Here is a 13,564-nt window from a genome sequence, read left to right on the forward strand (position 1 = left end):
CCTTCGTCGCGGGGGCGAAGTGAGTGTAACCGGCGGTACCCGGTATCCGGGACCGTCCCGGGTACCGCGCCCTAGATGAGCGTCAACATGTCGTGGTCGGCGACGGAGTCCGACAGCACGCGCAGGTGGTCGTCGGCGGTCCCGAGGGTGCGGGCGATCGCCGTCAGACGGCTGACGACGTGCCCCACCGGGTACTCGGCGGTGAGGCCGATGCCACCGTGGAGCTGGATGGCCTCCTGGCCGATCAGTCGGGCCGACGTGCAGATCTGCAGCTTCGCGCGCGAGGCCGTCGCGGGGTCGACGTCACCGTCGGCGAGCCGCATCGTCGCGTAGGTGCTGATGCTGCGGGCGAGCTCGAGCTCGACGTACATGTTCGCCGCGCGGTGGGTGAGCGCCTGGAACGTCTTCAGCGGCACACCGAACTGCTTGCGCGACTTCAGGTACTCCGTCGTCTGGTCGAGAGCCTGCTCCATGGCGCCGACGGCCTCGGCGCACAGCAGCGTCTGCGTGACGACCTCGGTCTCGGTGATCACGGCTGCGGCGTCGGCGACGGGGAGCGCGGTGGCCGCGGCGCCGTCGAAGGTGATCCGGGCGGCGCGACGCCGGTCGTGGGTCCGCAGCGCGGTCCGGGTGACGCCGGATGCGTCGGCGTCGACGACGAACAGCGCCGGAGCGCCGTCGAGTGTCGCGGTGACGACGAACTTCCCGGCGACATCGCCGGCTAGGACGGGCGTCTTGGTGCCCGTGATCGTGTGCCCGTCGCCCGACGCGGTCGCCGTCGTCGCGAGCGCCGAGGCCGGCCACCGGTCGCCGGGCTCGTCGTGCGCGTAGGCGAGGACGAGTTCGCCCGCGGCGAGCGCCCCGACGAGCTCCGCCCGCAACGCGTCGTCGGTGGTCGCGGCGACGGCGACACCGGGGGTGGCCATACCGGTGATGAACGGCTCCGGCGCGAGTGAGCGGCCGAATTCACCGGCGACGACGGCTGTCTCGGCGAAACCGGCACCGGCGCCGCCGTCGTCCTCGGAGAACGGCAGTCCGAGGATGCCGATCTCGGCGAGCGAGTTCCACACGCTCTCGCTCCAGCCGCGGTCGGTGGCGGCGACATCGCGCAACTTCTCGACGTCGTAGGCGCGGCCGAGCACCTCGCGGGCGGTGTCACGCAGGAGCGTCTGCTCCTCGGTCAGTTCGAAATCCATGGGGGAACGACCCTCTCGTGGGTTCGGTCGGAAATGACAGGTGGGTGGGTCGGTCAGAGACCGAGGATGCCGGAGGAGATGATCTGCCGCTGGACCTCCGACGACCCGCCGTAGATCGACACCTTGCGGGTGTTCAGATAGGTCGGCATGGCGAGGTGAGCCCATTCGGAGTCGTCGACCGCGGGGTCGAAGACGGTCAACGCGTCGTTGCCCGCGAGGTCGGTCATCAACTCGGTGACCTCCTGCGTGATCTCGCTGCCGCGCAGCTTCAGCACCGACGACGCCGGGTTCGGCTTGCCGCCCGTGTCCGACGCGACCACACGCAGCTGGGTGAGTTCCAGTGCCAGCAGCGCGTTCTCGAGTTCGACGAAGCGCGCGCGCATGTGCGGGTCGTCGAGAAGGGTCCCGGTCGGCGTGGTGATCGACGCGGCGAGTTCCTTGGCCCGCGCGAGGCGGATCTTGTTGTACGAGACCCGGGCGATGCCGCCACGCTCGTTCGAGAGGAGGAACTTGGCGTAGCTCCAGCCCTGGTTCTCCTCGCCGACGAGGTTCTCGACTGGGACCCGGACGTCGGTGAACCACACCTCGTTGACCTCGTGGCCGCCGTCGATGAGCTGGATGGGGCGACGCTCGATGCCCTCGGAGTTCATGTCGATGAGCAGGAAGCTGATGCCCGCCTGCTTCTTCGGGGCGTCGGGGTCGGTGCGCACGAGGCAGAAGATCCAGTCCGCGTACTGCGCCAGCGTGGTCCACGTCTTCTGGCCGTTGACGACGTAGTGGTCGCCGTCGCGGACGGCCTTGGTCTTCAGCGACGCGAGGTCGGAGCCGGCCTCGGGCTCGGAGAACCCCTGGCACCACCAGATGTCGAGGTTGGCCGTCGCGGGCAGGAAGCGGTCCTTGATCTCCTGCGACCCGAACTGCGCGATGACCGGCCCGACCATCGCCGCGTTGAACGCCAGCGGCTCGGGTACGGCGGCCAGGTTCAGCTGGTCCTGCCAGATGTGCCGCTGCACCGGCGTCCAGTCCTTGCCACCGGCCTCGACGGGCCAGTTCGGGACAGCGATGCCCTCCTCGTTGAGGATTCGTTGGCTGGTGATGATGTCGTCGGGGAAGTTCAGGGCGCCCTTCGCCGAGCGCTCCCGGATCTCCTTGGGGATCTTCGTGGTGAAGAACGTCCGCATCTCGTCGCGGAAAGCCGCCTCGTCGGGCGTGAGCTGCAGGTGCATACCTCCTTGATACTCCCGGGCGGCGTGCCCGGGAAGCACGACCCCGTCTCGGTGCGCGGTGCCGAGGTCGCAGGTCGGCAACGACGACGTGCCCGAACACGGGGTGCGGGGCGACCGGATGCGCTGAGATGTCCTGCAGGGGGGTGGGAGGAGAGATCTCGCGGTGTCCTTCATCCTCGGGTTCGCCCCCTGGATCCTGTTCTGGGTCCTGGTGGGCAACACCGGTTTCGTGGTGGCCGTCGTCTGCGCGACGGGTGTCGCCGTCCTCGCGCTCGCCGTCTCCCGCCGGCGGGACGGACGGTGGCGCTCCCTCGACGTGGGTACGGCGGTGGTGTTCGTCGTCCTCCTGGTCGTCGCGCTGAGCGTCGACGACGCGGTGCTCGAGCGCTGGCTGCAGCCGCTGGGCAACCTCGGGTTGTTCCTCGTCGCGCTCGTGGGGGTCCTCGTCGGGCGCCCGTTCGTACGCGAGTACGCATCCGACTCCGTCGACCCGGTGACCGCACGCACCGACGGGTTCCGCACCATCACCCTCGCGATGACCTGGATGTGGGTCGCCGCGTTCGCGGTGATGACCGCGGTGTCGTTCGTCCCGCCGATCGTCGACGGTGCGGCGACGATCCGCGACGCCGACCGGCCCCTGTCCGTCGTCTGCTACTGGGTGGTGCCGTTCGTCGTGCTCGGCGTCGCCGGCGCGGTGTCCGGTGCGTTCCCGCCGTGGTTCGAGAAGCAGTCCACTCGTGTCACGGCGCGGTCGGTGCCGGCCGTACCGCTCGGTGACAGGCCTGCGCCCCCACCCGACCTCGACGACGCCACGGTGGTCCTCCGGCTGCCCGTCGCCGGCCGCCACGACGAGCCGTTCGTCGTCGAGATCGACGGCGCGGACCCCGGCGGTCGACTCGAGCTCCTCTGCGCCGGAGAGGACATCGTCGGTCGACGGTGGACGTCCCGCGCCCGGTTCACGGTCGCCGACGACGGTCGCGTCGACACCTCGCGCGACGTCCCGGACGAGGGCGACTGGGATCGAGCCGATCCCGCGGCACCGATCTGGTCGATGCTCCCGACCCCGCTGGCCGGCGCCGTCGACGACCCCGGGGAGATGTTCGTCCCGCCCGCCGACGACTGGACCGTCACCGTCACCGTCCGCAGCGACGATCGGGACCTCGCCCGCCGCAGCGTCGCCCGCCGACACGGCGACAGCGACGTCTCCCTGAGCGAGGTGACCCTCGGTGGTCGAGCGGCTGTCGTCGCCCGCCCCGGCGGTGCGCGGCCGACCGGCGGATGGCCGACCGTGGTGTGTTTCGGCGGATCCGAAGGCGGCGTCGACTCGCAGCGGTCGACCGTCGCGATGCTCGCGTCGCACGGACATCTCGCGGTCGCCGTCTCCTGGGTCGACGAGCCGACGTCACCGACCGAGGCCACCATCACCGGCATCCCGCTCGAACGGTTCACCCGGGCGCTCACCGAGGCCTGCGCCCTCGAGGACGCGGACCCGCTCCACGTCGTCGCGGTCGGCACCTCCCGTGGGGCCGAGGGTCTGCTCGCAGCCGTGGGTCTCGCGGGGGAGGCGTTGCGTGAGACGGTCCTGAGCGGTCTCGTGCTCATCAGCCCGTCGTCGGTCAGCTGGCAGGCGGTGGGACCCGACGGGGAGGTCCCGGACACGCCGTCGTGGACGTGGTCGGGTGCCCCCGTGCCCTGGGCGGCGGTCCCCACCGGGCGCCTGATGCCGCAGCTCGTCCGCGAGGCGGCGAGCGTCGGCCGCGACATCGCGCACGGGCGACCCAGCCTGCTGCGGCTGTGGCCTGCGTACGCGGCCGGTCTGGACGCCGCGCCGACGTCGGCGTCTCCCGACGGTCCCCGGCTCGGCGTCGAGGTGCCGGTGCCGATGCTGTGCATCGTCGGGGCGGACGACGCACTGTGGCCGTCGGCGCGGATGGCGTACTCGATGGTCCGCGAGGACGTCGACCGACTCGTCGTGCTCCCCGGTGCCGGTCATCTCGTCCGCCCCGCGGAGATCCCGACGGCCGCGCCGTGGACCGGCGGGATCGCGTTCGGCGGTGACCGCGTGGGTCAGGCGCTCGGTCAGCGCGCCGCACGCGAGGCGCTCCTGGACTTCCTCGGTCAGATCACCGACTGAGCAGGGGTCACGCGGCGCACTCGCGCATCTCGGCCTCGAGCTGTTCGACGGACTCGTCGGGCCCGGGACGTCGGCCGACCACCACGGCTGCACCCGCGGCGATCGCGACCAGCGCGACGATGAACAGCGCGTACCCGACCGCGGTCGGGGTCAGTCCGACGTGGGTGGTGATCAGCCCGGCGACGACGGCCGGGACGCTGAACGCGGTGTAGCTCAGGGCGAACACCGCGGCGAACACCCGGCCGCGGTCACCGGCCGCCGCCGTCGTGGCCATCGTCGTGATGACCCCCAGCAGCGTGGTTCCGAACCCGATCCCCGCGACGACCGACCCGACGATGTACAGCGGCGCGGAGGCGAGCAGCGTGGCCGCCATCGTCACCAGCACGCCACCACCCAGTGCGCCGTAACCGACGGTCAGAGCCAGCCGCGACGGCAGTCGGGTCCCGAGCGCCGCAGCGGTGGCGGCGCTGCCGAAGAAGGAGAACAGGACCGCACCGGCCGCCGCGTGATTGGTGACGCCCAGGACCTTCGCCGCGATCGACGATCCCAGCGACAGGTAGAGCCCGCCGAGGGCCCACGTCGCCGCCATCGCGGGGGCCGCGGCGAGGAAGGCGCCGCGGACCTCACCCGGCACCGACATCGACGGGGCGAGCGTCGTCGCGATGTGCCGACGCGATTCGAAGCCGTGCATCGGGGACGTCTCGGGGAGGAACGCCACCGCGATCAACAGCAGCGTCAGCGCCGTCCCGACGACCACGTAGACGAGTTCGCGCGGGAAGGGTGCGTACTGGACCAGGACGCCCGCGAGCACCGAACCGATCGCCAGTCCCAGCGGCGGGGTCGCGGTGCTGACCATCGACCCGACATGCGGTGTGGGTGCGAGGTCGACGAGGGCTGCGCTCGCGGTACCGGTGAGGGCGCCGGTCGCCAGGCCCTGCAGGACGCGGGCGGTCAGCAGCATGCCGGTGCCGTCGGCCTCGACGAACACGACCATCGCCACGACCAGAAGGACGATCGACGCGGCGAGCACCGGCCGTCGACCGATGTGGTCGGAGACGGATCCGACGGTGAGGAGCGTGCCCACCAACGCGATGACGTACACGGCGAACACCACGGTCAGCGTGAACGCGGAGAACCCGAAGACCTGCTGGTAGACGGGGTAGAGCGGTGAGGGTGCCGCCGACGACAGCAGGACTGTCGCCGTGGTGACGGCGACCAGCCAGAACGCGACGGGCTGGGGCAGACGGGGCATCTCGACCTCCGGGTCTCGCTAAAGCAATGTCGTTTGCTTTTCGCTGACGGTAGCCGAGATGTGGGCTTAACGCCAAGTCGTTTGCAATAATGGTCGCATGTCCACGTCGAACCGTCGAACCGTGCGCCGCCCCGGCGGGCGTAGCGCGCGCGTGCAGGCCGCGGTCTACGCCGCTGTCGGCGAACTCGTCAGCGAGGGCCACCGCGACTCGGTGACCGTCCCGCAGGTCGCCGAGCGCGCAGGCGTCAACCCGACGAGCGTCTACCGCCGGTGGGGATCGATCGAGGCACTGCTCTCAGAGGTGGCGGTCGCCGCACTCACCGACGACGAGCCCCTCCCGGACACCGGCAGCGTCGTCGGTGACCTCCGCGAGTGGGCGTCGATCATCGCCGCCGACATCACCCGCCCGCAGCGCATCGTCTACCTCCGCGCGATGGTCGGCGCGCGAGTCGGCACGCCGGGCAACTGCCCCTGCTGGAACGTCCGGATGCAGCAGGCGGACGAGATGCTGACCCGTGCGGCCGACCGTGGCGAGTCCGTCCCGACGGTCGCGCAGGTCCTCGAGCACGTCATCGCCCCGCTCTACCACCACGTCGTGTTCGGGCTGCCCGTCGACGACGACTACGCGCACCACCTCGTCGACGACGTCCTGGCCATGAGCGCTCGGGTGCCCGCATCTCGCTGAGCCGTCACTGGCGGACCGGGTGCCTGCTCAGGATCGACACGCGGTTGAAGGCGTTGATGGCGATGGCCACCCACACCACGGCCGACACCTGATCGTCGTTCAGTACGGCGCGCGCGTGCCCGTACTCGCGTTCCTGGGTGTCGTGATCGGGCAGCGTCGTGACCACCTCGGCGAGACGCAACGCAGCCCGCTCGACGTCGTCGAAGAGCTCGGTGTCCCGCCAGGCGGGGAGCGTCGCGAGACGGTTCGACGTCTCGCCCGCGGCGATCGCGCGCCGGGTGTGCAGATCGAGGCAGAACGCACAACCGTTGATCTGCGACACCCGCACGTTGATCAGTTCGACGAGGACACGGGGGATGGCGGCGTCGCGGCTCGCGTCGGACACCGCGGCGGCCGCCTCACCGAACGCGCGGTAGACCGCCGGCGACTGCTTGTCGATGTAGACGTGGGGCTCCGACACAGGGGTCCTCTCTCACCTCGCGACCGTAAACTCGGTGCACGAACGCACCCTAGAGGGCAGAGGTCATGAGCAATCTGGAGATCGACCCCGTCGTGGAGGACTGCGTACCCGGCCCGCCGGTCGCGGTCGAGGTGATCACCGCACGCGAGGTCCCGCTCGGCGGTCCGCGGGCGATGGCGGTGCGACGCACCCTGCCCCAGCGTCGACGGTCGCTGATCGGCGCGTGGTGCTTCATCGACCACTACGGACCCGACGACGTCTCCGCCACCGGCGGCATGGACGTCGCGCCGCATCCGCACACCGGTCTCGCGACGGTCAGCTGGTTGTTCTCCGGCGAGATCGAGCACCGCGACTCCGACGGCGTCCACGCGATGGTCCGTCCCGGCGAGATCAACCTCATGTCGGCGGGCGCGGGGATCAGCCACTCCGAGGTGTCGACACCCGACACGACCGTCCTGCACGGCGCGCAGCTGTGGCTGGCCCTGCCGGAATCCGACCGCCACGCCGCGCGGCAGTTCCACCACCACGCGCCCGAGGCCGTCGACGTCGATGGCGGGTCGGTGCGGGTGTTCCTCGGCTCAGCGGCCGGTTCCACGTCGCCCGTCCCGACGGCGACGCCGCTGCTCGGTGCAGAACTCGTCGTCGACCCCGGGGCGACCGTGGTCCTCGACGTCGACCCAACCTTCGAACACGGCGTGCTGGTCGACGCGGGCGCGATCGCCGTCGACGGTGAGCCGCTCGAGCGGGCGGAACTCGGCTACGTCGGTGTGGGTGCCGATCGGATCTCCATCGCCAACACCGGCGACGACGCCGGCCGCGTCCTCGTCCTCGGCGGCGAGCCGTTCGGGGAGGAGATCGTCATGTGGTGGAACTTCGTCGGCCGGACCCACGACGAGATCGCCGCGTACCGCGCGGAATGGGAGGCCGGGGCCGATCGCTTCGGCTCGGTCGAGGGCTACGTCGGCCCGCGACCACGTATCCCGGCCCCGACGCTCCCGACCACCACGTTGCGCCCGCGTCGCAACCCCGACCCGCGCGCCCGACCGCGAGGAGAGATCTGATGACGGTCGACAAGACCGGCGTCGAGGTCGTCGTCGCCGACGCCCCCGACCGGCAGCGGTTCGAGATCGCGATCGAGGGCACCGTCGTCGGGTCCGCCCACTACCGCGACCACGCGGGTCGGCGCATCTTCTTCCACACCGAGGTCGACGAGGCGTACGGCGGTCGCGGACTCGGCACCATCCTGGTCCGTGAGTCGCTGGACGCGATGCGTGCCGCGGCTATACGGGTCGTCCCGGTGTGCCCGCTGTTCGCGGCATTCGTCGACAAGCACCAGGACTACGCCGACATCGTCGACAAGCCGACCCGCGACGATCGCGCATTTCTCCGCGAGCACGCCGGCTGAGCGTCGAAACTCTGCACTGAGCGGTGCGCGATGGACGCATGGTCGATGGTGTGCGCCTGCGCGCAGAGTTTCGTCACCGTCACGCCGCGCCCGCGGGCCGTCCGCGATGTGCCCGCCGACGGATGAGGTCGAGGATCGCCGCCTCGCACGCGGGCCAGTCGTGGACGACCTGGTGATAGCTGAGCCGCAGGACGACGTACCCGAGCTGCACGAGGCGCCGGTCACGGGCCCGGTCGGCCTCGTACCGTTCGACACCCGTGTGGTGCGCGTGGCTGTCGACCTCGATGACGAGCCTGTCGCCGACGAGGAGGTCGACGGACCCCACGCCGGGCACCGGATGCTGTGTCGTCACCGCGATGTTCATCGAACGCAGGCGTAGTCGCACCATCGTCTCCGTGCCCGACTGCGCCTGCGCGTCGCATCGCGCGAGGAGTTCCCGCACTCGTCGCGGGGCGTGGACGAGTGCCGTCTCCACCTCGTCGACGGTGGCGAGCCTCCCGTTCAGCACGGAGTCGACCACGACGATCAGGCCCTCGGCGTCCAGGCAGCGGACCGAGTAGCGCAGGGCGGTCAGCAGGTCGTCGACAGCGCTGTCCGGGCGGGGTGCAGGACCGTGCAGTCGGCATCCTCCGCGTACCGACCTCCCGCGGTTCTCGGCTCGCACATGCACCTTGCGCTGGTGCTCGGGTACCCAGACCCCGTGTCGGCGCAGAGCGGGAAGGCAGGTCAGGACCCCGCCCGCGGTGACGGCTTGTCGGATCAGGGGATCGGCGATCGTGGTCGCGAACCAGCCGCGTCGGAGCCGTTCGAGTGTTCCCGCCCTGACGGCCCGGGCGACGTCGGCGTCGGTGAATCCGGTGCCCGCGAGCTGCGATCGCGACAGCACGCCGCCGTTCTGTCGGGCGAGGGCGATCGCGTCGTGCACCCGCCGATGGTCGTCGAGGAACCGGTCCCACACCAGAGTGCCGAGTCCGGCCTGTGGACAACCTCGGTCCGACCCCCGTGACCTTGCACTCACCAGGGTCGAGTGCTAGAAATGCGGTTGGCACTCGCGGACCGTGAGTGCCAGGTCGGGACGGTGAGAGCGGGTCCTGCTGATACCCGGTCGTCCGTCGCGGGCACCGAGTCCGGCCAACGAACTTCAGTGTCACCCCCTATCGGAGGATCACTTCGCATGGCCAAGCAAATCGCGTTCGACGAAGAGGCCCGTCGCGGCCTCGAGCGGGGCCTCAACAGCCTCGCCGACGCCGTCAAGGTGACGTTGGGACCCAAGGGTCGCAACGTCGTCCTGGAGAAGAAGTGGGGCGCCCCCACCATCACCAACGACGGTGTGTCCATCGCCAAGGAGATCGAGCTCGAGGATCCCTACGAGAAGATCGGTGCCGAGCTCGTCAAGGAGGTCGCCAAGAAGACCGACGACGTCGCAGGCGACGGCACCACCACCGCCACCGTTCTCGCCCAGGCGCTCGTGCGTGAGGGTCTGCGCAACGTCGCGGCCGGCGCCAACCCCCTCGGCCTGAAGCGCGGCATCGAGAAGGCCGTCGAGGCCGTCACCGAGTCGCTGCTGAAGAGCGCCCGTGAGGTCGAGACCAAGGAGCAGATCGCGCAGACCGCGGGCATCTCCGCGGGCGACCCGTCCATCGGCGAGCTCATCGCCGAGGCCATGGACAAGGTCGGCAAGGAAGGCGTGATCACGGTCGAGGAGGCTCAGACCTTCGGCCTGCAGCTCGAGCTCACCGAGGGCATGCGCTTCGACAAGGGCTACATCTCGGGCTACTTCGTGACCGACGCCGATCGTCAGGAAGCGGTCCTCGAGGACCCCTACATCCTGCTCGTCTCGGGCAAGGTCTCGACGGTCAAGGACCTGCTCCCGCTGCTGGAGAAGGTCATCCAGGCCGGCAAGCCGCTGCTCATCATCGCCGAGGACGTCGAGGGCGAGGCCCTGTCGACCCTGGTCGTGAACAAGATCCGTGGCACCTTCAAGTCCGTCGCCGTCAAGGCCCCGGGCTTCGGTGACCGCCGCAAGGCCATGCTGGCCGACATCGCCATCCTCACCGGTGGCGAGGTCATCAGCGAAGAGGTCGGCCTCTCGCTCGAGGGCGCCGGCATCGAGCTGCTCGGCACCGCGCGCAAGGTCGTCGTCACCAAGGACGAGACCACCATCGTCGAGGGCGCCGGTGACTCCGACGCGATCGCCGGTCGTGTGGCCCAGATCCGTGGCGAGATCGAGAACAGCGACTCCGACTACGACCGCGAGAAGCTGCAGGAGCGCCTGGCCAAGCTGGCCGGTGGCGTCGCCGTCATCAAGGCCGGCGCCGCGACCGAGGTCGAGCTCAAGGAGCGCAAGCACCGCATCGAGGACGCCGTCCGCAACGCCAAGGCTGCGGTCGAGGAGGGCATCGTCGCCGGCGGTGGCGTCGCCCTGCTGCAGTCCGAGGCTGCCATCGACGGCCTGTCGCTCACGGGTGACGAGGCCACCGGTGCCAACATCGTGCGCGTCGCGCTCGAGGCCCCGGCCAAGCAGATCGCGTTCAACGCCGGCCTCGAGCCCGGCGTCGTCGCCGACAAGGTCCGCAACAGCCCGCTGGGCACCGGCCTCAACGCCGGCACCGGCGAGTACGAGGACCTGCTGGCCGCCGGCATCAACGACCCGGTGAAGGTCACCCGCTCGGCGCTGCAGAACGCAGCCTCGATCGCGGCCCTGTTCCTCACCACCGAGGCCGTCGTCGCCGACAAGCCGGAGAAGAACCCGGCCCCGGCCATGCCGGGCGGCGACGAGATGGGCGGGATGGGCTTCTGAGCCCCTCCGTCTGACTCACCAGACAACCGGAGGCCGGTCACCGTTCGCGGTGGCCGGCCTCCGGCGTTTCTGCCTTCCGGCGACCGTTCCTGTCATCCGCGACCGTTGCGCCGGTCGCGGGAGGCGGAACCGATCGCGTGAACAGTGGCCGGGCCCTGTCGCTACCGTGGAGCGATGCAGGTGCTGCGTACGTTCGGCCGGATTCACACCACCGATCTCGATGTCGCACTGGCGGTTCGGCACAGTGCGGGACTCGACGACTCTCGGGCACGGCGATTCGCGATCCCCGCCCGCGGACTGGAGGTGGTCGTCACCGACGACGCGGTGATCGTCGCCGGCGACGACTCAGCGCTCGCCGCGATCGCCGCCACACAGACGACGTGGCTCGTCGACAACCTCGACGGCGCGCTCACCGAGTTGGCTCCGTACACCGCCGCGGTCGTCGCGCCGCCTGCCGACGTACCGACAGGCCGCAACGCGACCGTCGTGCTGGGGGACGTGCAGACCGAACTGGTCCAGTGGGACTGAGGCCCGCCCTCAGCCGCGGTCGGTCTTGCCCTGGAGGCGGTCGATCTCGGCGGAGGCCTCGGCCTTGGTGAGGTCGGCCGAGAGCGTCTCGCCCGCGTCGCGGGCGAGGGTGTCCAAGTAGCTCTTCTGCGCGCCGGTCATCGGCTCGTCGCCGGTGACCCACTCCTGGGGGTCCTTCTCCGTGGTGTTCCCTGCGTCGGCACCGAGGACCTCGCCGGTCTCCGGGGTCGAACGTGAGTTCGATTCGGTCATCACCCGACCGTACGCCCGATTCGATGCGCCGTCGACCGGCTGCCCCCGATACGGTGAGCGCCGTGACCTCGCGCCGAACACGTGCCGCCGTCCTCGCCCCGCTTCTCGCCGCCGTCGCGGCGATGCTCGTCCCGGCCGGCGCCGCACAGGCCTCGCCGACGTGGGGGCCGTGCCCTGCCGTGCACGGCGCGTCGAAGGACACGGTGTGCACCACGATCCGTGTCCCCGTCGACTACGCCCGACCGTCCGCGGGCAGTGTCGACGTGCTCGTGTCCAAGCTGCCCGCGCGTGGTGAGCGGCGGGGAGTGCTGCTGGGCAACCCCGGTGGGCCCGGCGGCGACGCGATCGGGATGTTCACCCTGCTGCAGGCCCCCGCCGCCGTCCGTGACTCCTATGACCTGGTCGCCGTGCAGCCGCGCGGGTTGATCGGCGCCGGAGCGCTCGACTGCGCACCGCCGTCCCCGTCGGACCCGGCGTCGTATCTGTTCGCGGCGGGCGCGCTGCGGGCCTCGTGCGAGAAGAAGTCGTCCCCGGCCTACATCCGCTCGATCACCACCGCGAACACTGCCCGCGACATCGACTCCGCGCGTGCACAACTCGGGCTCGGCAACCGTGTGAACCTGCTCGGGATCTCCTACGGCACGACGCTGATGTCGACGTATGCGACGCTCTTCCCGCAGCACACCGACCGCCTGATCCTCGACTCGGCGGTCGATCCCCGACTCGAGTGGAACACCCTGCTCACGGCGCAGACGCCGGGGTACCGGGCCCGTATCACCGACCTGTTCACCTGGATCGCGGCGCACGACTCGATCTACCGACTCGGAGCGACACCGCTGGCCGTCTACCGCACCTGGAGCGCGAAGGTGACGGCAGAGGCGGGTGTCCCGCCGTCGCTGAGCCCGCCGCCGGCCCGTGTCGGCGACGTACCGCCGGGGCTGCGCGCGCAGGCGCAGGCCTACATCACCGGTCAGGACCTCACCGGTCCCGCGCGGGCGCGGTTCGAGAACCTGCTCGCGAGCCTCGTCACCGGAAAGCGGCAGTCGGCGTCAACCCTGTTGTCGCTCACCAGGATCGGCGCGCCCGACCGCAACTCCTGGCCGCTCATCGCCCAGCGGATCGTCGCCGCGCCCCAGGCGCCGCGGACGCCGTCGCCCGAGGACCGGCGCGTCGCACTGAACTCCGTGGCGATGCAGAACACGCTGTTCTGCAACGAGAACGCCGTTCCTGCCGACCTGGGCCTCGTCCCGGCGTCGTTGGCGGACCAGCTTCTCGTCTCGGACCCGGTGGCCGGCCCGGGCCTGCTGTTCGAGTCGGGTCTCTACTGTTCGGGGGTCACGCCCTCCGCGCGTCCGGTTGCCGTCTCGGGTGCGCGACTGCGCGTGCGCCCGTTGCAGATACAGGCGCTCGGCGATCCGCAGACGCCGTACCGACCGGGCCTGGAACTCCGGGCGCGGATGGGTGCCCACCTGATCACCGTCGGGGGCGGCGATCACGCCCAGTTCGGTCGCGCCAACCCCGTCGTCGACGACGCCATCGTGGAGTACCTCCGCACCGGTCGCACCGACGTCACCCGAGCGCCACAGGCCCCGATCACCACCTCGTTGCGGTGACGACGGAACCCAT

At 70.7% G+C, this 13,564-nt stretch carries 13 protein-coding genes; 7 read left to right on the forward strand and 6 right to left on the reverse strand.

Going from position 1 to position 13,564, the window contains the following annotated elements; all coding sequences use genetic code 11:
• Positions 1 to 71: 71 nt before the first annotated feature.
• Both ACXVUM_RS10845 and ACXVUM_RS10850 read right to left on the reverse strand, forming a co-directional pair.
• Positions 72 to 1,196, reverse strand: coding sequence for an acyl-CoA dehydrogenase family protein (locus tag ACXVUM_RS10845; RefSeq protein WP_458521795.1), 1,125 nt, complete (start codon positions 1,194 to 1,196; stop codon positions 72 to 74).
• Between the two features lie 53 nt (positions 1,197 to 1,249).
• A complete protein-coding gene (locus ACXVUM_RS10850) occupies positions 1,250 to 2,422 on the reverse strand; it encodes an acyl-CoA dehydrogenase family protein (RefSeq protein ID WP_458521796.1) in 1,173 nt (390 codons plus the stop codon).
• A gap of 163 nt (positions 2,423 to 2,585) precedes the next feature.
• Between ACXVUM_RS10850 and ACXVUM_RS10855 the strand changes: the two genes are divergently transcribed.
• Positions 2,586 to 4,556: an acyl-CoA thioesterase/BAAT N-terminal domain-containing protein gene (locus ACXVUM_RS10855; protein ID WP_458521797.1), complete on the forward strand. Its 1,971-nt coding sequence runs from the start codon at positions 2,586 to 2,588 to the stop codon at positions 4,554 to 4,556.
• A 7-nt stretch (positions 4,557 to 4,563) separates the two neighbouring features.
• Here ACXVUM_RS10855 and ACXVUM_RS10860 read toward each other — a convergent pair whose 3' ends face one another.
• Positions 4,564 to 5,808: an MFS transporter gene (locus ACXVUM_RS10860; RefSeq protein ID WP_458521798.1), complete on the reverse strand. Its 1,245-nt coding sequence runs from the start codon at positions 5,806 to 5,808 to the stop codon at positions 4,564 to 4,566.
• Positions 5,809 to 5,905: 97 nt separating this feature from the next.
• Between ACXVUM_RS10860 and ACXVUM_RS10865 the strand changes: the two genes are divergently transcribed.
• Positions 5,906 to 6,493, forward strand: coding sequence for a TetR/AcrR family transcriptional regulator (locus tag ACXVUM_RS10865; RefSeq protein ID WP_458521799.1), 588 nt, complete (start codon positions 5,906 to 5,908; stop codon positions 6,491 to 6,493).
• Positions 6,494 to 6,497: 4 nt separating this feature from the next.
• Here the strand turns inward: ACXVUM_RS10865 and ACXVUM_RS10870 are convergent, their stop codons facing one another.
• The gene (locus tag ACXVUM_RS10870; RefSeq protein ID WP_458521800.1) at positions 6,498 to 6,953 is read right to left on the reverse strand and encodes a carboxymuconolactone decarboxylase family protein; all 456 of its coding nucleotides are present in this window, start codon (positions 6,951 to 6,953) and stop codon (positions 6,498 to 6,500) included.
• A 65-nt stretch (positions 6,954 to 7,018) separates the two neighbouring features.
• On the opposite strand from ACXVUM_RS10870, the gene ACXVUM_RS10875 reads away from it, so the two are divergent.
• Both ACXVUM_RS10875 and ACXVUM_RS10880 read left to right on the forward strand, forming a co-directional pair.
• A complete protein-coding gene (locus ACXVUM_RS10875; protein ID WP_458521801.1) occupies positions 7,019 to 8,014 on the forward strand; it encodes a pirin family protein in 996 nt (331 codons plus the stop codon).
• Entirely contained in the window at positions 8,014 to 8,358 is a 345-nt protein-coding gene (locus ACXVUM_RS10880; protein WP_458521802.1) for a GNAT family N-acetyltransferase, read from the forward strand. The genes ACXVUM_RS10875 and ACXVUM_RS10880 overlap by 1 nt, the downstream gene beginning before the upstream one ends.
• Before the next feature lie 79 nt (positions 8,359 to 8,437).
• On the opposite strand, the gene ACXVUM_RS10885 is transcribed toward ACXVUM_RS10880, so the two are convergent.
• Positions 8,438 to 9,283, reverse strand: coding sequence for a type IV toxin-antitoxin system AbiEi family antitoxin domain-containing protein (locus ACXVUM_RS10885; RefSeq protein ID WP_458521803.1), 846 nt, complete (start codon positions 9,281 to 9,283; stop codon positions 8,438 to 8,440).
• 249 nt (positions 9,284 to 9,532) lie between these two features.
• Here ACXVUM_RS10885 and groL point away from each other — a divergent pair, with 249 nt between their 5' ends.
• Together groL and ACXVUM_RS10895 are read left to right on the forward strand one after the other, a co-directional pair.
• Positions 9,533 to 11,158 carry a chaperonin GroEL gene (gene groL, locus ACXVUM_RS10890; RefSeq protein WP_458521804.1) on the forward strand — a complete coding sequence of 542 codons (1,626 nt, stop codon included), beginning with the start codon at positions 9,533 to 9,535 and terminating at the stop codon, positions 11,156 to 11,158.
• 174 nt (positions 11,159 to 11,332) lie between these two features.
• Positions 11,333 to 11,686 carry a hypothetical protein gene (locus ACXVUM_RS10895; protein ID WP_458521805.1) on the forward strand — a complete coding sequence of 118 codons (354 nt, stop codon included), beginning with the start codon at positions 11,333 to 11,335 and terminating at the stop codon, positions 11,684 to 11,686.
• 9 nt (positions 11,687 to 11,695) lie between these two features.
• Here the strand turns inward: ACXVUM_RS10895 and ACXVUM_RS10900 are convergent, their stop codons facing one another.
• Entirely contained in the window at positions 11,696 to 11,938 is a 243-nt protein-coding gene (locus ACXVUM_RS10900; RefSeq protein ID WP_458521806.1) for a DUF3072 domain-containing protein, read from the reverse strand.
• Between the two features lie 62 nt (positions 11,939 to 12,000).
• Between ACXVUM_RS10900 and ACXVUM_RS10905 the strand changes: the two genes are divergently transcribed.
• The gene (locus ACXVUM_RS10905; RefSeq protein ID WP_458521807.1) at positions 12,001 to 13,551 is read left to right on the forward strand and encodes an alpha/beta fold hydrolase; all 1,551 of its coding nucleotides are present in this window, start codon (positions 12,001 to 12,003) and stop codon (positions 13,549 to 13,551) included.
• Positions 13,552 to 13,564 lie beyond the last annotated feature (13 nt).

It is taken from the genome of Williamsia sp. SKLECPSW1 (assembly GCF_054332755.1).